We start from the raw sequence: 20,155 nt of genomic DNA on the forward strand, positions 1-20,155 counted from the left end.
CACCTCCTGGTCGGTCATCGCATCCCTTCCATCCACGCGGCTGATGTATGGGACGGATGTCAGCGTACAATGCCATCCTGCAAGTAGATACCACTCCGGTACGACGTACAAGTGGCATCATATTGGTTTGCGCGTCGGATACGGAGTTGCTAGCCTCCTGCGCGTACGGATTGGAGCATGTCATGCTGAGGATCGACGTCGCGCTGTCCGATGGGCAGGGCCCTGTCAACGAGGATGCGATCGGCCATCATGGCAACGCCGCATGGGTGATCGATGGCGCCACCGGCATCGGCCCGTCGATACTGGACGCGCCGAGCGATGCGGCATGGCTGGCGCAGACCGCCAACCGGCTGCTCGCCGAAGCACTTGCCGACGACCCGGACTGCCCGACGATCGCGCTGCTGCGCACCGTCATGACGCGGTGCGCCGAAGCGCTGGCGCGGGTGCAATTGCGCGCGGATGTCGATTCCTGCGATCTTCCCTCGGCCGCCTTCGCCATGGTTCGCATCATCGACGACGCGGTCGAGATCACCAGCCTTGCCGATTGCCGCGTGGCGGCGGTCGATGAGGCGGGCGCGGCGCGATTGTACGGCGCGTCCGACCTGGATATCGTCGAGGCGCGGACATTGGCGGCGGTGAAGGCGATTTACGACGCGGAGCCGACGATCGATCCCGATGCGCTGAAATTGCGGCTGTTGCCCGGATTGCGCGCCAATCGCTGCCTGAAGAATTGCGAGGGCGGCTATTGGGTCTTCGGGCCAGAGGCCGCGGCGGCGGACCATGTCTGGCAGGCGAGGCTTCCTTTGCGGCCCGGGCAGCGCTTCGCGATCGCGAGTGACGGTTTCCTGCGCCTCGTCGAACTGTTCGGCATCGAGACGCCCGCCGATCTGCTGGCGATCGCCACGCCGGGCGAGGCGCAGGCGTGGCTGGCACGGCTGCGGGACATCGAACGCGAGCCGGACTCCTTACGCCGCCACACCCGGGTCAAGCGGCACGACGACGCCAGCCTGATCGTTTGCAGTTGGGACGTTCCGAGCTGACACCGACACCCGACGCCGATCCCTGCTATAATACCAATATGCCATACCACCTCTTTACAGGCATAAGACAGGTATGCATTATCCCTGCCTTGCCAGCGTCTCGCCGGGGCCCATGATGACCGGGCGGCGGCGCCGGGTTCGGGTTCAAGGGAGGGACTCCATCATGGTGACGTCGTACCGACATACCGTAGCCGTCGCGGCTCTGGCCATCGCCCTCGCACAGATGCCCGGTGTGGCGCACGCGCAGACTGTTCCCGCGGCGACGGACCCGAGCGTGCCCGTGACAGGCGACGACATCGTGGTGACGGGTACGCGGATCGCGATTCCCGGCCTGACCAGCAGCAGCCCCGTCGCATCGAGCGGCGAGGAGCAGATCAAGCTGCAATCCGCGCTGACGATCGAGGATTTCTCGACCAAGATCCCGCAGCTGTCGGGCGGCGTGCGCCAGGGTTCGCAGGGGAGCGATGCGTTCGGGGCGCAGGTGCTGGAACTGCGCAACTTCGGCCAGAGCCGCTCGCTGGTGCTGATCGACGGCACGCGCGCCGCGCCGTTCAGCTTCCGCAACTCGGTCGACGTCAACGCCATTCCGGCCTCGCTCATCAAGCGCGTCGACGTGCTCACCGGCGGTGCAGCCGCGGTCTATGGCGCGGATGCGGTTGCGGGCGTCGTGAACTTCATCCTGAACGACGATTACAAGGGCCTGCGCGGAACGGCGACCAGCCGCCTGTCGGTCCATGGTGGCGCGCAATATGGCGCATCGCTGATGATGGGCACCGGCATCGGCGATGCCGGCAATCTGGTGATCGCGGCGGACTATACGCAGCGCGATGGCGTGCGGGCCGGGCAGCGCGACTGGGCGGCAACGCCCAATCAGACGATCCCCAGCATCGGCGGCGTGTTCACCGATGTCGCCAGCGGCCGTCGCTTCGGCTTCACCGACGATGGCACGTTCACGACCAGTCCGTCCGCCACTTCGAACATCTCGGCCAGCTATCCGCTGATCTCGCCGCTCAAGAGGATCAACGTCGCCGCGCTCTACAAATATGCGATCACGCCGCAGATCGAGCTGTACGGCCGGGCGATGTTCACCAATGCGCGGACCGAAGAGACCGGCACGCCCGGCGCGGCGCCCGCCTCGGTCAGCCGTACCGTCGGGATCAGCGCCACCAACCCGTTCCTGACCGATGCGATCCGCAACCAGCTGACCTTCGTCAACGGCGTCGCGCAGGTGAACGTCTCGCGCTCGCTCGCCGAGCTGGGCCTCATCACCTATGCGACCGAACGCAACACCTTGCAGTTCCAGTCGGGGCTGCGCGGGCCGCTGACCGATGCGATCCGGTGGAACGTCTATGCGCAATATGGCCGCTCGACCGAATCGTCGCTGATCTCGGGCGACGGGCTCGTCACCAATGCGGCGGGTGCGAACAACTTCGCCTCGATCGTCAACACCGTGAACATCTTCGGCCCGCGCCAGCCCGGCCTCGCCGCAGCGCTCGGCAGCCCGATCAACGGCTTCGATCGCAAGCGCGACCAGTTCGTCACTGCGGCGACGATCAGCGGCAGCCTCGCCGACCTGTTCGCGCTGCCCGCCGGGCCGATCGGCTTTGCCGTCGGTGTCGAATATCGCCGCGAGACCGCGAGCATCACGCAGGACAGCGCGCTGCTGACCGGCAACACCTATCGCCAGGGCGTGCAAGCGGCATACAGCGGCGCGTTCGACGTACGCGAACTGTACGGCGAAGTACTGGTGCCGCTGATCCACGACACGCCGTTGATCCGCAAGCTCGCGGTGGGCGGCGCGTATCGCCTGTCGGACTATAATCTCTTCGGCACGCACGGGACGTGGAAGGTCGAGGGTAATTGGGAGGTGGATCGCAACCTGCGGCTGCGCGGCACCTATCAGCGCGTGCTCCGCACCCCCAATTTCGGCGAATTCGCCGCCACCACGTCGTCGCTGCCGTTCAGCAGCCTCGTCACCGTCGATCGGCTGAAGCCGCGCTACGGCGGCGATCCGTGCGTGATCGGCACGGGCGATGCCGCGCAGTGCAAGCGGTTCGGCGCGCCGGCGGTGGGGTCGACCAATTCGAATGCCGCCAGCTACCTGACCGGCAATTATTATTATGGCGGCAACCCCGCGATCCAGCCGGAGACGGGCTACACGACGACCGCGGGCGCGGTGTTCACGCCGACGTTTATCCCCGGGTTGAACGTCACGGTCGATTATTACAATCTCGACCTGCGGGGCGCGGTGGGTGTGATCCAGCCGATCGCGGCGATCACCAGCTGCTACATCACCAATCCGACCGCGGGTAATCCGCTGTGCGGGCTGGTCACGCGCAACCCGAACGGCAGCTTCGCCGACGCCTTCGTCAACAACCAGAATCTCGGCCGGCTGCTGCAACGCGGCTTCGATATTTCGGCGGCCTATACGCTGCGCGGTGACTGGCTGCCGGGCAGGGGGCTGCGCGCCACCTATCAGGGCAATATCGTCACGTCGTATCTGATCCAGGCGAACCCCACCGTGTCGGCGGTGCAGTGCAAGGGCACGTTCGGTGCCACCTGTTCGAGCGACGGGACCACGCTGGTCCAGCCCGCCTACCGCCACACCGCGGGAATCGGCGTGCTGCTCGACAAGGGCGTGATCCAGTTCGACTGGCAGCGCATCGGCAAGGTCCGGTCGAGCACGGTCGGATCGACCGAGGTGATCAAGGCGCAGGACACGTTCGACCTGTCGGCCTCGTACGACTTCACCGACAGGGTGACGATGAGCGCGGGCGTCTACAATCTGTTTGACCGCAACCCGCCGCGCGTGTCGTCCGGCGGTGTCTTCAACACCTTCCCCGACACGTACGACATTCTGGGGCGGACGATCGGCGTTTCGCTGACTGCGCATCTGTGATCGCCCGGCATCGAGATCGGATTTGCCCGATCGACGGGGCGGGCGGACCGTTCATCGGCCGCGGACACCCGGTCCAACGCAAGCGGAGCATGGCTCGATGATGTTGCCCTTTTCTGTTGCCGACTGGCTCGTCATCGCGGCCTATTTGCTGTTGCTGGTGGCAGGCGGATGGATGTTCACGCCGCGCAAGACCGAGTCCGCCCACGACTATTTCCTGGCCGGCGGCAACGTTCCCGCGTGGCTGGCGGCGCTGTCCGTCCTGTCGGCGACCCAGTCGGCCGCAACGTTCCTGGGCGGGCCGGATTACGGCTATCGCGGCGACCTGACCTATCTGACCGGCAATATCGGTGGGCTGATCGGTGCGATCTTCGTCGCTCATGTGCTGATCCCGCGCTTTTACGCCATCCGCGCGACCACCGCCTATGAGTTGCTGACGCTTCGCTTCAGCGAACGGGCGACGCGCTGGGCGGGCGGCATGTTCCTGATCGGGCGCGTCTTTGCCGGGGGCGCGCGCGTGTATCTTGCCGCTATCGCGCTGGCGATGGTCGTCACGGGCAGCGTCGGGGCGCAGGGGATCATGATCGCGGCGGCCGCGCTGATCGTGGCGAGCGTCGCCTTCACCTTCGTCGGCGGCCTGAAATCGGTGCTGTGGAACGACCTGATCCAGTTCATCGTCTATGTCGGATCGGCGGTGGCGGTGGTCGTGTTCCTGCGCCTGTCGATCCCGGCGTCCAACGCCCAGATCCTGCACGCGCTGGCGCACACGCCGGAGGGCGTCGACAAGCTGCGGCTGTTCGATTTTTCGTTCGATCTGTCCCGGCCGTTCTCGATGCTGGCGATCGTGACCGGCATCGCGCTGCTCTACATCGCGAATGCGGGCATGGATCAGGACACCACGCAGCGCCTGCTGTCGTGCAAGGATGCGAAGACGGGCGCGCGCAGCCTGTACCTGTCCGTGCTGGCGACGGTGCCGACGGTTGGCATGTTCATCGTGATCGGCCTGCTACTCTATATCTTCTACAATCGCCCGGACCTGATGGGCGGCACCGGTGCCGTCGCGGCCAGCCAGTTCGGCGGCGAGAAGATCAGCATCTTCATGCATTACATCCTCACCGAACTGCCCGGCGGTCTGCGCGGTCTGGTGACGATCGGCATCTGCGCCGCCGCGGTCGCGACGACCAATTCCGCGCTCAACGCGATGTCGTCGGTGCTGGTGCAGGACTTCTATCGCCCCTGGCGCGACCGGCGCGGGCCGGTGGAGGAGCATCACTTCGTCCAGGCCGGGCGCGCGGGCATGGGGGTGATCGGCTTTGCGATGTTCCTGATGGCGGTCGCGTCTTATTATTGGCAGCGCCACAGTTCGATGGGCCTGCTGGAGTTTGCGTTGCAGGTGATGGTGTTCAGCTATGCTGGGCTGTTGGGCGTCTATTTCACCGCGGTCTTCACCACCCGCGGCACGACCGGATCGGCGATCGCCGCGCTGCTGATCGGCTTTGTCACGATCGTGTTGCTGCAACCCGCTATCGCCAAGGCGATCGGTCTGCCGCTGGTCCTTACCGGCCTGTCCTTTCCGTTTCAGCTGTGTCTGGGAACGGCCGTCGCCTTCCTGGTCTGCGCCGCGCCCGCCGGCCCGGCATCGCATCGAGGTCGTTGATATGATGAACACCGAAGCGCTCGATCCCCGATTCCTGGAACTCGACCTGTGGCCGACCCAGTCGGCCGTCGAGGCGATGCTGGAGGGACAGATGGCCGCGATCGCGGCGCTCCAGTCGCAGGTCGCCGCGATCGCGGATGCGGCGGAAGCGGCCGCGGCGCGGCTGGAGCATGACGGGCGGCTGATCTTCGTCGGGGCGGGCACATCGGGCCGACTGGCGGTTCAGGACGGGACCGAGCTTCACCCGACCTTCGGCTGGCCGATGGATCGCCTGGTCTTCCTGATGGCGGGCGGCATGGGCGCGCTGACGGAAGCGCGCGAGGGGGCGGAGGACGATGTCGAGGCCGCGCATCGCGACATCGACGCCTGCGGCCTTACCGCGTCCGACGTCGTCATCGGCGTCGCCGCCAGCGGGCGGACGCCCTATACCGTCGCCGTGATCGAACGCGCGCGGGCGCTTGGCGCGTTGACGATCGGCATCACCAACAATCCCGATATGCCGCTGAGCGAGCGGGCCGAGCACGTAATCGTCGCGGACACCGGCAGCGAAGTTCTGGCCGGATCGACGCGGATGAAGGCGGGCACCGCGCAAAAGGCGGTGCTGAACCTGCTGTCGACCGCGGTGATGCTGCGGCTCGGCCTCGTCTATCGCGGGCGCATGGTGGCGATGCGCGTCTCCAATGCAAAGCTCTTGGTACGGGCACGTCGCATGGTGCAGGACCTTGCCGGCGTCGATGCCGAGGTCGCCGCGCGCTCGCTCGACCTGGCGGACAACGACATTCGGCTGGGGATCGTCGTCGCAATGGGGATTCCGGTCGAGACGGCGGCGCAACTGCTCGACGCACACCGCGGCAGCCTGCGCGACGTCCTACATGCCATCGGCAAGCGGGAGGCGTAACGGTGCGCGATATCGCCTGGACGCGCAGCGACGAAGCGACACCCTTGTACATGCAGCTCGCCCAACGCCTGCGCGAGCATATCGACGGCGGCGGTATCGATCCCGGCAGCGCGCTGCCCTCCGAACGCGAGCTCAGCGAAATGGCGGGCCTGTCGCGCGTTACGGTGCGTAAGGGCATCAAGCAGCTGATCGACGAAGGCGTGGTGATCAGCAAACATGGGTCGGGCACCTTCGTCGCGCGGCGGATCGAGACCGCGGGCGCGAAGCTCAACAGCTTCAGCGACGATACGCGCTCGCGCGGGCAGGATCCGGGGGTGGTCTGGATCTACAAATCCTATGCCCTGGCGACCGAAGAGGAAGCCGCCGTGCTGGAGGTGTCGCCGGATGTCCGCGTCGCGCGGCTGGGGCGCGTACGGCTGGCCGGTGATGAGCCGCTGGCGATCGAACATGCGGTGATCCCGGCGATATTCATGCCCGATCTCGATGCGCTGGGCGATTCGCTGTATCAGGCGCTCGACGTCCATGGCTTTCGGCCGACATCGGGCACGCAGCGCATCCGCGCGTCGCTCGCGACCGAAACCGAAGCGGGGATTCTGAGCGTCCGCCAGCATTCCGAAGTCTTGCGGATCGAGCGCCGTACGCGGATTCCCGATGGCCGTATCGTCGAATTCACCCGCTCGGTCTATCGCGGCGATCGCTATGAGTTCGTGACGGACCTCAACGTCATTTGATCTGAGGCGGGGGCCGTCAGTCAGCCTCGCCCTCACGCCACGCGGCCATGGCCTCGCGATAGTGTCGCTCCTGGTCTGCGCGTGCGGTTTCCAGCCGCTCGCGCTCGCGATTCCGGTCGTTGTCCAGCGCCTGACGTTCCTTGCGCAGTGCCGCCTCGCGCGCGGCGAGATCGCGGCGCGCCGCATCATATCGCTGCTCCGCCTCATCGATCGCCTGTTCGGCCTGATCGAGCTTGGAGCGAGAGGGGCGGGGCTTGGGCTTCGTGCGGCGGGGCTTGGCCGGGGGCGCATCCGTCGCGTCCGCCGGCTTGCGCTTGGGTGTGGCCGGCAAGGCGGCCAGATGGTCGTCCACGGTGCCGCGGGTCTTGCGGATGACGTCGCCCGGGTGCGCCAAGGGCTCTTCCATCAGCGCGGCGTCCGTCACCTGCTCCGCGACACCGCGGGCGAACAGATCGGTATCCGTGCCCCAGGCCTGCAACGCCGCCTTTTGGCTCGGCGCTGCGACATAGGCGTCGTGAAATCCGATCGGGGTGCGGAAAACCTTCAATTTGCGCGTCATGTCGGTTCAACGCGTGGTCGGCGCCGAAGGTCTCCACGTAAAAGCTGGCGCCCTTACTCGGTCAGAAACACGACGCCCGGCACCGGGGTGGTGCCGACCGCGGGCCGCAGGCGACCGTCCCGCTCCAGCGGCAGGCGGGCGATGCCGCCCGATCGTTCATTGGCGACGAGCATGGCGTTCCGGTCTTCCATCAGCAGGAAGAAGCGCGGCCAGTGACCCCCGCATCCGACATGCTGCAGCAGGCGCAGATCACCGGTGGCGCCGATGGCGAAGACCGCGATGCTGTCGTGCCCACGATTGGAGACGTAAAGGCGCGTTCCGGCCGCGTTCACCGCGATATGGGCCGCGTAGGACGGGCCGCTGAAGCCGGCGGGCAGGGTCGATACCTCCGCGCGCCGGGCAAAGGTGCCGTCCGCTCCGCCACGCAAGACGCTGACCGTGTTGGCCAGCTCGGCAACGAGATAAGCGACCGGCAGGCGAGGGTGCCGCACCAGATGCCGTGGCCCCGATCCTGCGACGGCACGATAGGCGATGCTGGTCTTCGCAATCCTGCCCGCCGCGCGATCGATATGGTGCGAGAAAATGGCGTCGGCACCGAGGTCGACCGAATGGAGGATGTCGCCGCTGCGATCGAAGCCCACCCAATGCGCATGCGGGCCGGCCTGTCGCTTGGTTTTTGGCCCGCTGCCCTGGTGCTGGGCGACCGCGGGGCGGCCCGTCGGAAGCCCCGTCGCCGGGTTCAGCGCCCATAGCGCGACGCTGCCACTCGAATAGTTCGCCGCCGCCAGCAGCGTGCCGTCCTCCGACAGGGCGATGTGGCAGGGGTCTGCGCCCATGGTGGACGACATGGCGACCTGCCGCAGCGATGCGTCATAGACCCCCATCATGCCCTTTTGCTGCTCATCCAGCAGGTAACGCAGCCGATGACGTGGCGACACGACGCCGAAGGAGGCGTTGCGGATCGCGGCATGGGCGGCGCCCGCGGTCCAGCCGCCCTGTTCCGCGGCCAACGACACCAGCCCGGCGCCGCCTTCCTGCGCATAGGTGCCCGCGAACAGCCGGGAGATGGGGGCCGCGATGCCGGTGCGCGACAGTAGCCCGATCGCAAGCGCGCCCCCGACGACGGCACGGCGGGATGGGCGGAACAGAGGTGTGTCGATCATGGCCCGCTTGAACCCGCCTATGCGCGTCGCGTCAACGTCGGGCTGCTTGCGGCGGGCCGTCCGATTGCGTTTGCGTCGCGCCCGCTATTCGAAGCGGCTGGCAAGCCTTTCGACGAGGAAGTCGACGAAGACCCGCACGCGGGCGGGCGTGGTGGAGCCGCCGACGAAGACGGCGTGGATCAGCTCGACGTCGCCAGGATTATAGTCCTCCAGCAGCGGCACGAGCCGCCCGTCCGCGATCTCGGCCGCGACGCTGAAGCGTCCGACCCGGGTGATGCCGACCCCGGCAGCGGCGAGATGACCCAGCGTCTCGCCATTGTTGGCGACGATGCCGCCGTCCACGGACAACGCGAAATCCCGGCCGTCGCGGCGGAACGGCCAGATGGGTTCGGCGCGGCGAAAATTGAAGTTGAGGCAATTGTGGGCGTGCAGGTCTTCGGGCACCTGCGGTGTGCCCGCCCGCGCCAGATAGTCGGGCGACGCGACGATCACCCGCCGCGCCTCGGACAATTTGCGGGCGGTGAGGCCGCTATCGGCGAGCGGGCCGAAGCGGATCGCGACATCGGCCTGTCCGCCAGCGATGTCGACCAGCGTGTCGGTCAGCGCGATATCGATGAGGATATGCGGATAGGCGCGGGCGAAGTCGCCGAGCAGCGGTACGACGCACAGTCGCCCATGCGCCAGCGCCGCACTGATCCGCAGCCGTCCGCGCGGTGCGCCCTGGTCGGCGATCTGCTGCTCGGCATCGTCGAGATCGGCGAGGATGCGCCGGGCGGCGAGCAGATAGGCCTGCCCTTCGGCGGTGAGCGTCAGCGCGCGGGTGGAGCGGAGCAGCAGTCGCACGCCCAGACGCGCCTCGATCCGGTCGATAGCGCGCGCCACCGCCGACGGCGTCAGCCCGAGCGTGCGGCCGGCGGCGGAAAAGCTGCCTTCCTCCACCACGCTCGCGAACAGGGCGAGTGATCGGGCGCGATCGTCATTGCCAGCTACCTTTGCGTCCAAGGCATAGATCCTTTGCACCCGCGGGCGGTTCCGCCGCCTCGCGACACCGTCCATCTATGCGCCTGAGAATGACATTCGAGAAAGGAGGTGTCATGGAATATCGGCAATTGGGATCGTCCGGCCTGCGCGTTCCCGCGCTGTCGTTCGGCGCGGGCACGTTCGGTGGTAAGGGGCCGCTGTTCAGCGCCTGGGGCACAAGCGACGCCGCCGAGGCGCGGCGGCTGGTCGATATCTGCCTCGACGCCGGCGTCACGCTGTTCGACACCGCCGACGTCTATTCGGATGGTGCGTCGGAACAGGTGCTCGGCGAGGCGATCAAGGGGCGGCGCGATGCCGTCCTCATCTCGACCAAGACCGGCCTGCCCATGGGTGACGGCCCGCAGGACTGGGGCGCGTCGCGGGCGCGGCTGATCGGCGCGGTCGAGGCGGCGCTGCGGCGGCTCGGCACCGACCGCATCGACCTGCTCCAGCTTCACGCCTTCGACGCCTCCACCCCGACCGAGGAGGTGATGGGTACGCTCGATCGACTGATCGCGGACGGCAAGGTGCGTTATGCGGGCGTCTCCAACTATCCCGGCTGGCAGATCATGAAGGCGCAAGGCTTGGCCGATCGTCATGGCTGGCCGCGCCTCGTCGCGCATCAGGTCTATTACTCGCTGGTCGGCCGCGCCTACGAATGGGACCTGATGCCGCTGGCGGCGGATCAGGGCGTCGGCGCGCTTGTCTGGAGCCCGCTCGGCTGGGGACGGTTGACCGGCAAGATCGGGCGCGGACGGCCGATCCCGGCAGGGAGCCGGTTGCACGACACCGCCCAGTTCGCGCCGCCGGTCGAGGATGAGCATCTCCACCGCGTGGTCGATGCGCTGGAGGCGGTGGCGGCCGAGGTGGGTAAGACCGTGCCTCAGGTCGCGATTAATTGGCTACTGCGACGCCCGACGGTGTCGTCAGTCATCATCGGCGCGCGGGACGAGGCGCAGTTGCGCGACAATCTGGGTGCGGTCGGCTGGGCCCTGACGCCCGAGCAGGTCGCCGCGCTCGATGCGGCGAGCGACGTGCTGCCGCCCTATCCACACACACCCTATCGGCAGCAGGAGGGCTTCGCCCGCCTCGCGCCGCCGATGGTTTGAGGAAAGACGATCATGAAGTTCAATCTCGGGCTGATCGCGCTGGCGGTCGGCGCCTTCGGCATCGGCGTGACCGAGTTCGCGCCGATGGGCATGTTGCCGGTAATCGCGGGCGACCTGCATGTGTCGATCCCCGCCGCCGGACTGCTGATCAGCGCCTATGCGATGGGCGTGCTGATCGGAGCGCCGCTGTTGACGCTCACCACCGGGCGGATCGACCGGCGGACACTGCTGATCGCGTTGATGGGCATCTTCACGCTCGGCAACGCACTGTCGGCGATGGCGGGCGGCTATTGGATGCTGATGGCGGCGCGGGTCGTCACCTCGTTCAACCATGGCGCGTTCTTCGGCGTGGGGTCGGTGGTCGCCGCCAGCCTCGTGCCGCCGGACAAGCGCGCGGGCGCGGTGGCGGCGATGTTCACCGGGCTGACCGTTGCCACGATCGGCGGCGTGCCGGCGGCGACCTGGGTCAGCGAGGCGGTTGGCTGGCGCACCGCCTTTGCCGGGATCGCGGGCGTCGGCGCGATCGCGATGCTGTCACTCCGCCTTGCGCTGCCATCGCTGCCCGCTGACGAAGGCGGCGACATGCGCGCCGAGTTGCGCGTGCTGACGCGCGGGCCGGTGGTGATGGCGCTGGCCCTGACCACGATCGGCTTTGGCGGCGTCTTCACCGTCTTCACCTATATCGTGCCGATCCTGCGCGATGTGACGCATGGCTCGACCGGCTATGTCACCGCGATGCTGATGCTGTTCGGGGTCGGTGCGACGATCGGCAATGGTTTGGGTGGTCGGCTGGCGGACCGATCGGTCGAGCGGACGCTGATGACCATGCTGACGATCATGGCGCTAACGCTGCTTGCCTTCACGGTGCTGATGCAATGGCCGGTGACCGCTGCCGTCGCGATCTTGGTCTGGGGCATCGCCAGCTTCGCGATCGTGCCGCCCTTGCAGATGCGGGTGATGGATGCGGCTTCGGACGCGCCGAACCTCGCTTCCGCGATGAATATCGGCGCGTTCAACCTCGGCAACGCCATCGGCGCGGCGCTGGGCGGGGGCGTGATCGGGGCAGGGCTGGGGCTGCCCACCGTGTCGCTCGCGGGCGCGGCGATGGCGGCTGTGGCACTGGCGATGCTGCTGGCGTTCCGGCGTCAGCCGCGCGCCGAAGTGTGTCCGGCCTGACGCGCAGCCCCGTTAGCCTCGAGTCACAGCCGCTTGCGCATCCGGGTCAATGGCACGACGACGCCCTCGACATGCGTATCAGCCCGCTCAAGCGGCGCATAGCCGCTCGCGGCATATAGCGGCACGCCGCCCGCCGTGCCCATCAGTTCGACCGCCGAAAACCCTGCCGCCCGCGCCGCCTGCTCGCAAGCGTCGAGGATCATTCGGCCGATCCCGCGCCGGACATGGTCCGGGTGAGTGTACATGGCGCGGATGCGGGCGGCGTCCTTCGCCGGATCGAGAAGCGCCGGGTTGCGCAAGTCGGTACTATGGTCGCCGCCATAGAGCGTCGCGCGCCGGCTCCAACCGCCGCAGCCGACCGGCACGCCGTGATCCTCGACGACGAAATAGGTGCCGTCGCGCACCAATTGCGTGTCGAGCCCCATCACCGCCCGGCTGGCAACGATCTGCGCCGGGGTCAGCACCTCTGCCTGACCCCGATCGATCGACAGCGCCATCAGGTCGCGCAACGCCCCTAGATCGGCTTCGGTGGCGATGCGGATGGTCAGCGCGGCGCTCATGCGGCCAGCTCCAGTCGCCACGTTTCCCCCTGCAGCGGGACGCCGAACGCGTCGTGCATCGCCGTCTCGACACACACGAACCCCTGCGCGGCATAGATACGGCGCGCCGATTCCAACACCGTGTGCGTCCACAGCATGAGCGTGTGGTAGCCTGTATCCCGCGCGAAGCCGACACAGCGGGCGACCAGCGCATCGCCGATGCCACGGCGACGCGCAAAGGGCTCGACATGCAACAGGCGCAGCCGGGCAACGCCATCGCCTTCGTCGGTGACGAACACGGCGCCTGCCAGGACCCCGTCGATGTCGGCGACCCAGCATTGCTCGCGCGCCGGATTGAAGTCGCGCAGGAACGCCGCAGTCACCTCGCTCTCGAGCGTTTCGAGTTCGCGACCCCAGCCATGGCTCTCGGCATAGAGCAGCGACTGGCGCGCGGCGATCATGGCGGGCTCGCCGGTGCGGAAGGGGCGGATGACGAACGCGCCACCCGATGCCGGATCGAGCAGCAACCGTGCGCGCGTCAGGGCCTCGACCAGATCGCGCCGCGCCAGCCCGTCCATCGCGCCGAGCAGATCGCTGACGGCGTCGCGCTGGCGCTGGTCGACGACCGCGAACGCCGCACGCCCCGCCTCGGTCAGCCGCAGCTCGCGCGCGCGGGCATCATCACTTCGCCGTACGCGTGCGACCCAGTCGCGCTTCTCGAAGCGCGCAACCAGGCGGCTCAGATAGCCCGCGTCCATGTCGAGCGCATCCTGCAACACGGTCGCGGTGACGGGCTCACGCGTCGCGATCTCGAACAACAACCGCGCTTCGGGCAGGGTCGCCTCAGTGCCGAGGAATTGGCCGTCGAGCGCGCCGATCGTCTGGGTGTACAAGCGGTTGAACCGGCGGATCGCGGTGACGTCTGCATCTTCCATGTCCGCCATGCTGGCTCGGAATGGTTGACGGAGTCAAGTATTGCCATGGGAGCGACGGCGTGGGGGTGCTATGGCATAGCGGTGCCGTCGGGAGAAGATACGCTGGCGCTGGGACGGTAGGCCGGACGTCGCCGGTCGGCCGATCTCCAATGCCGGGTCGCAGCGCCCTGCGAACCGTTTAGCCTGAATGTTGGAGCGGCAGAGCGTTTGTTACATGCCGCAGGCTGTGATCGTCCGGTGAGACCGCGCCGAAAATGGTCGGGGAGACAGGATTCGAACCTGCGACATCCTGCTCCCAAAGCAGGCGCGCTACCGGACTGCGCCACTCCCCGACGTGGAATGCGCCTAGGCGGTGGAGGCCGTGGACGCAAGCATTTGGTGGGCCCGGCAGGACTCGAACCCGCAACCTAGCCGTTATGAGCGGCCAGCTCTAACCATTGAGCTACAGGCCCCGCCATGATGCTGGCCCGAGCGCTAGCCCAGCTTGGCGAGAAGCGAAAGATGGGAACCGCGCGATCCCAACACAAACGGCAATAGAAAAGGGGCGCTTCCCGCATGGGAAACGCCCCTTTCGATCGTGCAACAGCAGATCGGCGCGTCGAGCTTATGCCCGACGCAGCGCGATTACATGTTGTCCGCCTTGGCTTCAGCGGCGTCACGGACGTTGTCCGCAGCGGCGTTGATGTTGTCGGCCTTGTTCTCGAGAACCGCTTCGGCAGTCGCGTTCGAGGTGTTGTCGGCCATGGCGTCCAGGTTGTCGGCCTGCATTTCCATGTTGTCCGCCAGCATGTCCGCGTTGTTCTCAACGGCGGCGGCTTCAGGCGACTTCGAGCAGGCAGCGACGGACATCAGGCCGGCGGCAGCGAGAACGAAAGCGATCTTCTTCATTCGAATGCTCCCAAGCAAAGCAAAAATCGCGGCCGGCCCGATCGCCGTCGCGAGGCAGCCCAAATACCGCACGACTCCCCGCGGTCAATCATGAAATTCATCGAAATGAAAGCAAATGGGCCTTCTCCGCGGGTTAGGCCGGGCCGCAACGGCGGTTCAACGACGTGGCGTGACGGGCCCGATCTCCTCTGGCGCGTTGGCGACGACGCCCAGCATCGTCGTCCAGGCAGCGACGTTCTGGCGCAGTTGCACGGGGTCGATCCGCTCCAATGTATCGTCGGGCGTGTGGTGCGTATCGAAATAGCGCGTGCCGTCCTGGTTGAGGTCGACCGCCGCGACGCCCAGCGCCAGCGTCGGGCCGACATCGGTGCCGTCGCCGCCTACACCGGCGCCACGCGCGATCCCGAGCGGCGCGAGCGCGCTTTGCAGGCGATCGGCCACAGGCTTCGCACTGTCGGGCAGGTTGACCTCGAAGCGCCAGACGCGGTCGGCGCCGAAATCGCTCTCGCTGGCGATGGCGTGGCGTTCCTGGCCGTGGACCCGGGCATAGTCCTTGCCGCCGTAGCCGCCCGGCTCTTCGGCACCGAACCAGACGACGCGGATCGTGCGGCGCGGCCGCGGACCGTCGAGCAGGCGCTTGGCCGCCGCGGTGGTGATCGCGACACCGCTCGCATCATCGATGGCGCCGGTGCCGAGGTCCCAGCTGTCGAGGTGCCCGCCGACCAGCACGACGCCGGCCTTCGGATCGCTGCCCGGCACTTCGGCGATGACGTTGCCCGAGGTGCCGGTGCCGGCGAAGCGCGGGGTGAGCGTCAGCTTCAGCGTGATCGGCTTGCCGCGGGCGGCGATCCGCTCGATCTGGTCGCCATCTGAGACGGACAGCGCCGCGGCGGGGATGGGGGCGGTGCCGGCCGGGAAGTTGGTGCCGCCGGTGTGCGGGTTGCGATGGGGATCGGTGCCGATCGATTTGATCACGATCGCCGCGGCGCCCATTTTCGCCGCAAGCGCCGGCCCGACGAAGCGCGCCGGGCCATAGGCGCCATAGCTCGACCCGTCCTGCGTCGGGTCCATCGCATTGCCGACATAGACGATCTTGCCGCGCACGCTGTCGGGCGCGGCATTGGCAAGCTCGCCATAGCTCTTGAACACGACGAGCGGCGCGGTGAGGCCGCTGGCCGGTGTCGCACCCGAATTGCCGAGCGCCACCAGCTTCAGCTGCTGCGGGAAGGGGGCGAGAACTTCCGCCGTTTCGACCCCGCGCAGCCACACGGGCATCTGATATTCTTCAATATGTACGTTCTTGAAGCCGAGCGACTTGAGCTTCGCGACCGCCCAAATTCGCGCGCGCGCTTCGGCATCGGTCGCCGCCAGCCGCTGGCCGACCTCGGTCGTCAGCCCCTCGACGATGTCATAGGCCAGCGTGTCGGTCAGCGCCGCATCGCGCAGCGCGGCGACCTTGGGATCGACGGGGGCGGGCACGGGCGGGGCGGTCCGCTGCGCGAACGCGAGGCCGGGCAGGGCGGTGGTCGCGGCGAGGGAGAGCAGGGCGAGGGCGACGCGCGTCATATTCGGTAAATCCCCTTGTCGTTTTTTATCGTCTGCCCACGCGTGCCCGAAGCGGCGCCGGCACACAAGCGGGTCAGCATAGGCGCAGCGCGACACGGCCCATTTGCACGCGCGCCGGCCAATCGCTACATGGCGGAGCAAATCTCCCAACCCTTTCCAGCCTTCAGGAGCCGTCGGCACATGGCCGTCCAGTATACCTACGTCATGAAGGGTCTGACCAAGACCTTCCCGGGCGCCAACAAGCCCGTGCTCAACAACATCCACCTGCAGTTCATTCCGGGCGCGAAGATCGCGATCATCGGCCCGAACGGCGCCGGCAAGTCGACCCTGATGAAGGTCATGGCCGGCATGGACACCGACTTCACCGGCGAAGCCTGGGCGGCAGAGGGCGTGCGCGTCGGCTATCTGGCGCAGGAGCCGCAGCTCGATCCGACCAAGGACGTCATGGGCAACGTCAAGGACGGCGTGCGCCCGGTCGCCGACCTGGTCGATCGCTTCAACGCCATCTCGGCCGAAATGGGCGATCCGAAGGACGACACCGACTTCGACGCGCTGATGGAAGAGATGGGCGAGCTGCAGGGCAAGATCGACGCGGTCGACGGCTGGACGCTCGACAACCAGCTCGAAGTCGCCATGGAGGCGCTGCGCTGCCCGCCGGGCGATGCCGACGTCACCAAGCTGTCGGGCGGTGAAAAGCGCCGCGTCGCGCTGTGCAAGCTGCTGCTCGAAAAGCCCGACATTCTGCTGCTCGACGAACCGACCAACCACCTCGACGCGGAAAGCGTGTCGTGGCTGGAAAACTACCTAAAGGAATATACCGGCAACGTCATCCTGGTGACGCACGACCGTTACTTCCTCGACAATGTCGTCAACTGGGTGCTCGAGCTGGATCGCGGCCGCTACTACACCTACGAATCGAACTATTCGGGCTATCTGGAAAAGAAGGCGAAGCGCCTCGAGCAGGAAGAGCGCGAGGAGGCCGGCAAGCAGAAGGCGATCGCCGACGAGCTCGCCTGGATGCGCCAGACGCCCAAGGCCCGCCAGACCAAGTCGAAGGCGCGTATCCGCGCGTTCGAGGAACTGATGGAAAAGCAGGAGAATCGCGTCGCCGGCAAGGCGCAGATCCTCATCCAGCTGCCCGAGCGTCTGGGCGGCAAGGTGATCGAGGCCAAGGGCCTGACCAAGTCGTACGGCGACAAGCTGCTGTTCGAGAACCTCGATTTCACGCTGCCGCCGGGCGGCATCGTCGGCGTGATCGGGCCGAACGGCGCGGGCAAGTCGACGCTGTTCAAGCTGATCACCGGCCAGGAACAGCCCGATGCGGGCGAGATCAGCGTCGGTTCGACGGTCAAGCTCGGCTATGTCGACCAGAGCCGCGACGACCTCGATCCCAACAAGAACGTCTGGCAGGAAATCTCCGACGAGCTGGAGGTCTTCCGCTTCGGCAAGCAGGAGCTGGGCACGCGCGCCTATGTCGGCGCGTTCAACTTCCGCGGGCCGGACCAGCAGAAGAAGGTCGGCCAGCTTTCGGGTGGTGAGCGCAACCGCGTCCACATGGCCAAGATGCTGAAGGAGGGCGGCAACGTTCTGCTGCTCGACGAACCGACCAACGACCTCGACGTCGAGACGCTGCGCGCGCTGGAAGAGGCGCTGGAGACTTTCGCGGGCTGCGCCGTGGTCATCAGCCACGATCGCTTCTTCCTCGACCGCCTCTGCACCCACATCCTGGCGTTCGAAGGCGATAGCCATGTCGAATGGTTCGAGGGCAATTACGAATCGTACGAGGAAGACAAGCGCCGCCGCATGGGCGACGCCGCCGACCGCCCGACGCGCCTCGCCTATAAGAAGCTGACGCGCTGATGCCGGGCCGCCAGTCGCCGGGGGATACCCTTGGCGGCTGGCTGTTGGCGAATGGTCTCGAAGCACCGGACGGGCCGGGCGGCATCGCCGACGTGGCGCGGGTTCGCGACCTTTTGGTCGCGGCGGCGCGTGAGGGCCGGGCGATGACCTACAGCGAAATCCTAGGCGCGCTGGGCCACCGCTTCACGCGGCCGAAGATGCGGGCATTGTGTGCGACGCTCGACCGGATCGATACGGATGGCGCGGCGGCGGGCGAGCCGGGCCTTGCGGTGCTGGTCGTTCGACAATCGGACGGTCTGCCCGGGCAGGGCTGGTGGATCGGCACAGCGGCGGACAACGGCTATACGGGGCAGTGGACAGGACCGGATGCCGAGACGTTCGTCCGCGGGCGGCAGGCGGAAGCGTTCCGCTATTGGCGCGTTCGATAGCGGTTCACAGCGCATCCGTTTCGATGTCGACGTCGCGAATGGTCGCTATTTCGATCTTCTGACCCAAAGCCGTCTCGCGATGATGGTCGTAGGCGTCGCCTTCTGGGCTCCACAACTGATGAACGACGCGCCGGTTCGCGTCCACAACCCAATATTCCATGATGCCAGCTCGGGCGTAGATGCGCGTCTTGTCGGTCAGATCAAAGGTCAAGGTGCTCGCCGAGACTTCGACAAGCATGGCGACGCTCATCAGCGGTATCGGTCCATCGCCCTTGGGCTCGGCGGTGAGGATGATGTCAGGCTGCGGTTCGTTAAAAGCGTCGATTGCAACCGATTGCTCGGTGGCGACGCGGAGGGGCGATCCCAGGTCTTCGAGGGCACGGCGTAACCTATAAGCGAGTTCATCCTTGATGAAACCATGGCGGCGATATTGTGGACTCATGCCGTATACCACACCATCGACCAGCTCTGTCTTCTCACGGTCATCCAGCAAACCCGCGTCGGTTAGCAGGTGATAATCCCGTCGCCGCAGCTTGATAGGAAAAGACGCATCACTTTCCGGTTCCGCATCGCTTTGCACAGGGACGCCGAACAAGGCGCCGTCCAGAAGTTCCGCCTTGGAGTATTCGGAGAATACGCCCGCGCTTTTCAGCAACCAAAAGGCGTCCGCCGTCAGCAGAACCGGTTCACGACGCGCAAATGGCGAGTGGATATTCACACATTCCTCATACCATCGCGAGACGCGCAGCGCCAATCATCACCGCACCCGCTTGACGAACACCCCGTCGGGGCGGCGTTCCGACTGGAAGTTCGGCACCGCCTGGATCAGGTCGGACAGGCGCTGATAGCCGTAATTGCGGGTGTCGAAGCTGGACCGGTTGCCGGCTAGCTGCCCCATGGCGGACAGGCTGACATAGCCCTTTTCGTCCCGCTTCACCGATTGATAGGCGTCGATCAGCAGCGCGATCAATTCGGGGTCGATCGGCTTCTTTACCCGCGGCGTACCGGCGATCGATGGGGGCAGCGAATCGCCGATCGGGACGTCGACGTTCGTCGGCTTTGGCGTCGCTGCGGTGGTGCCGGCGGTGGCTTCCGCCTTGGCATCGCTTACCAGCGCGCCGACGTCGATGAAGCGGGTACAGGCCTGTTTGAAAGCCTCGGGCGTCTTGGCATTGCCGAAGCCGTAGACGGGGATGCCGTCCTGCCGAATGCGCATGGCGAGCGGCATGAAGTCGCTGTCCGACGACATGATGCCGAACCCGCCGATCCGCCCGCGGAACAGCAAGTCCATGGCGTCGATCGTCATCTTCATGTCGGTGGCGTTCTTGCCCTTGGTCAGGTCGAACTGCTGCTGCGGCTCAATGCCGTGTTTCACCGTCATGTCGCGCCAGCCCTTCAGCGCGGGCTTCGACCAATTGCCGTAGACGCGGCGGATGTTCACCGTGCCGAGCTCGGCGAGCACGGTCAGCACGGGGTCGATCGCATGCCACGAGGCATTGTCGGCGTCGATCAGCAGGGCGATGTTACGGGTCGGCTCTTCCATGCGCGCGAGCCTTGCGGGGCGGGGCGGCGGGGTCAACTGCTATTGCAGGTAGCCTGCGGGAAACGACCTTCGCCCGATGGCGCGCAGCCTGTCGAAGGGTACGCGCTTCCACAGGCTGGGCCCAGCCGTCGCCGGGTGTGGGATGTT

Annotated in this window: 18 protein-coding genes and 2 tRNA genes; 9 read left to right on the plus strand and 11 right to left on the minus strand. The window is 66.7% G+C overall.

The genetic code is table 11. The features are described 5' to 3' along the window. Window positions 1-182: 182 nt before the first annotated feature. The 5 genes from SPHME3_RS0111505 to SPHME3_RS0111525 all read left to right on the plus strand — a co-directional run bounded on the left by SPHME3_RS0111505 (window position 183) and on the right by SPHME3_RS0111525 (window position 7,222). Window positions 183-1,040 carry a protein phosphatase 2C domain-containing protein gene (locus SPHME3_RS0111505; protein ID WP_017979011.1) on the plus strand — a complete coding sequence of 286 codons (858 nt, stop codon included), beginning with the start codon at window positions 183-185 and terminating at the stop codon, window positions 1,038-1,040. Between the two features lie 163 nt (window positions 1,041-1,203). Then, entirely contained in the window at window positions 1,204-3,939 is a 2,736-nt protein-coding gene (locus tag SPHME3_RS0111510) for a TonB-dependent receptor plug domain-containing protein (RefSeq protein WP_017979010.1), read from the plus strand. A gap of 97 nt (window positions 3,940-4,036) precedes the next feature. Continuing rightward, complete coding sequence (locus SPHME3_RS0111515) at window positions 4,037-5,593, plus strand: sodium:solute symporter (RefSeq protein WP_017979009.1); 1,557 nt, start codon at window positions 4,037-4,039, stop codon at window positions 5,591-5,593. Between the two features lie 4 nt (window positions 5,594-5,597). Further along, window positions 5,598-6,491 (plus strand): N-acetylmuramic acid 6-phosphate etherase, encoded by an 894-nt coding sequence (locus SPHME3_RS0111520; protein WP_024310552.1) that lies wholly within the window; start codon window positions 5,598-5,600, stop codon window positions 6,489-6,491. Between the two features lie 2 nt (window positions 6,492-6,493). Then, entirely contained in the window at window positions 6,494-7,222 is a 729-nt protein-coding gene (locus tag SPHME3_RS0111525) for a GntR family transcriptional regulator (RefSeq protein WP_017979007.1), read from the plus strand. 16 nt (window positions 7,223-7,238) lie between these two features. Here the strand turns inward: SPHME3_RS0111525 and SPHME3_RS0111530 are convergent, their stop codons facing one another. The 3 genes from SPHME3_RS0111530 to SPHME3_RS0111540 all read right to left on the minus strand — a co-directional run bounded on the left by SPHME3_RS0111530 (window position 7,239) and on the right by SPHME3_RS0111540 (window position 9,946). Further along, a complete protein-coding gene (locus SPHME3_RS0111530) occupies window positions 7,239-7,781 on the minus strand; it encodes a hypothetical protein (RefSeq protein ID WP_017979006.1) in 543 nt (180 codons plus the stop codon). A 53-nt stretch (window positions 7,782-7,834) separates the two neighbouring features. Continuing rightward, window positions 7,835-8,944 (minus strand): lactonase family protein, encoded by a 1,110-nt coding sequence (locus SPHME3_RS0111535; protein ID WP_017979005.1) that lies wholly within the window; start codon window positions 8,942-8,944, stop codon window positions 7,835-7,837. Between the two features lie 84 nt (window positions 8,945-9,028). Next, complete coding sequence (locus SPHME3_RS0111540; protein WP_018250728.1) at window positions 9,029-9,946, minus strand: LysR family transcriptional regulator; 918 nt, start codon at window positions 9,944-9,946, stop codon at window positions 9,029-9,031. A gap of 92 nt (window positions 9,947-10,038) precedes the next feature. Between SPHME3_RS0111540 and SPHME3_RS0111545 the strand changes: the two genes are divergently transcribed. Both SPHME3_RS0111545 and SPHME3_RS0111550 read left to right on the plus strand, forming a co-directional pair. After that, window positions 10,039-11,073, plus strand: a complete 1,035-nt coding sequence (locus SPHME3_RS0111545; RefSeq protein WP_017979003.1) for an aldo/keto reductase — start codon at window positions 10,039-10,041, stop codon at window positions 11,071-11,073. A gap of 12 nt (window positions 11,074-11,085) precedes the next feature. Then, window positions 11,086-12,249, plus strand: coding sequence for an MFS transporter (locus tag SPHME3_RS0111550; protein WP_018250729.1), 1,164 nt, complete (start codon window positions 11,086-11,088; stop codon window positions 12,247-12,249). Window positions 12,250-12,272: 23 nt separating this feature from the next. Here SPHME3_RS0111550 and SPHME3_RS0111555 read toward each other — a convergent pair whose 3' ends face one another. From SPHME3_RS0111555 to SPHME3_RS0111580, 6 genes are all read right to left on the minus strand, one after another. Then, the gene (locus tag SPHME3_RS0111555; protein ID WP_017979001.1) at window positions 12,273-12,809 is read right to left on the minus strand and encodes a GNAT family N-acetyltransferase; all 537 of its coding nucleotides are present in this window, start codon (window positions 12,807-12,809) and stop codon (window positions 12,273-12,275) included. Then, window positions 12,806-13,723 carry a bifunctional helix-turn-helix transcriptional regulator/GNAT family N-acetyltransferase gene (locus tag SPHME3_RS0111560; RefSeq protein WP_017979000.1) on the minus strand — a complete coding sequence of 306 codons (918 nt, stop codon included), beginning with the start codon at window positions 13,721-13,723 and terminating at the stop codon, window positions 12,806-12,808. Before SPHME3_RS0111560 ends, SPHME3_RS0111555 begins: the two co-directional genes overlap by 4 nt. A 255-nt stretch (window positions 13,724-13,978) precedes the next feature. Further along, window positions 13,979-14,055 (minus strand) — tRNA-Pro (locus SPHME3_RS0111565). A 44-nt stretch (window positions 14,056-14,099) separates the two neighbouring features. Beyond that, a tRNA-Ile gene (locus tag SPHME3_RS0111570) sits at window positions 14,100-14,175 on the minus strand. A gap of 172 nt (window positions 14,176-14,347) precedes the next feature. Then, window positions 14,348-14,611, minus strand: coding sequence for a hypothetical protein (locus SPHME3_RS0111575; RefSeq protein ID WP_017978999.1), 264 nt, complete (start codon window positions 14,609-14,611; stop codon window positions 14,348-14,350). A gap of 156 nt (window positions 14,612-14,767) precedes the next feature. After that, a complete protein-coding gene (locus SPHME3_RS0111580) occupies window positions 14,768-16,177 on the minus strand; it encodes a M28 family peptidase (protein ID WP_017978998.1) in 1,410 nt (469 codons plus the stop codon). A 180-nt stretch (window positions 16,178-16,357) separates the two neighbouring features. Here SPHME3_RS0111580 and ettA point away from each other — a divergent pair, with 180 nt between their 5' ends. Together ettA and SPHME3_RS0111590 are read left to right on the plus strand one after the other, a co-directional pair. Beyond that, window positions 16,358-18,037 (plus strand): energy-dependent translational throttle protein EttA, encoded by a 1,680-nt coding sequence (gene ettA / locus SPHME3_RS0111585; protein ID WP_017978997.1) that lies wholly within the window; start codon window positions 16,358-16,360, stop codon window positions 18,035-18,037. Next, window positions 18,037-18,465, plus strand: coding sequence for a hypothetical protein (locus tag SPHME3_RS0111590; RefSeq protein WP_017978996.1), 429 nt, complete (start codon window positions 18,037-18,039; stop codon window positions 18,463-18,465). The genes ettA and SPHME3_RS0111590 overlap by 1 nt, the downstream gene beginning before the upstream one ends. A 4-nt stretch (window positions 18,466-18,469) precedes the next feature. Here the strand turns inward: SPHME3_RS0111590 and SPHME3_RS0111595 are convergent, their stop codons facing one another. Together SPHME3_RS0111595 and SPHME3_RS0111600 are read right to left on the minus strand one after the other, a co-directional pair. After that, window positions 18,470-19,183, minus strand: coding sequence for a Uma2 family endonuclease (locus SPHME3_RS0111595; protein WP_017978995.1), 714 nt, complete (start codon window positions 19,181-19,183; stop codon window positions 18,470-18,472). A gap of 39 nt (window positions 19,184-19,222) precedes the next feature. Continuing rightward, window positions 19,223-20,008: an NYN domain-containing protein gene (locus SPHME3_RS0111600; protein WP_017978994.1), complete on the minus strand. Its 786-nt coding sequence runs from the start codon at window positions 20,006-20,008 to the stop codon at window positions 19,223-19,225. Window positions 20,009-20,155: the final 147 nt, after the last annotated feature.

This window comes from Sphingomonas melonis DAPP-PG 224, from assembly GCF_000379045.1.
Taxonomy (GTDB): domain Bacteria; phylum Pseudomonadota; class Alphaproteobacteria; order Sphingomonadales; family Sphingomonadaceae; genus Sphingomonas; species Sphingomonas aquatilis.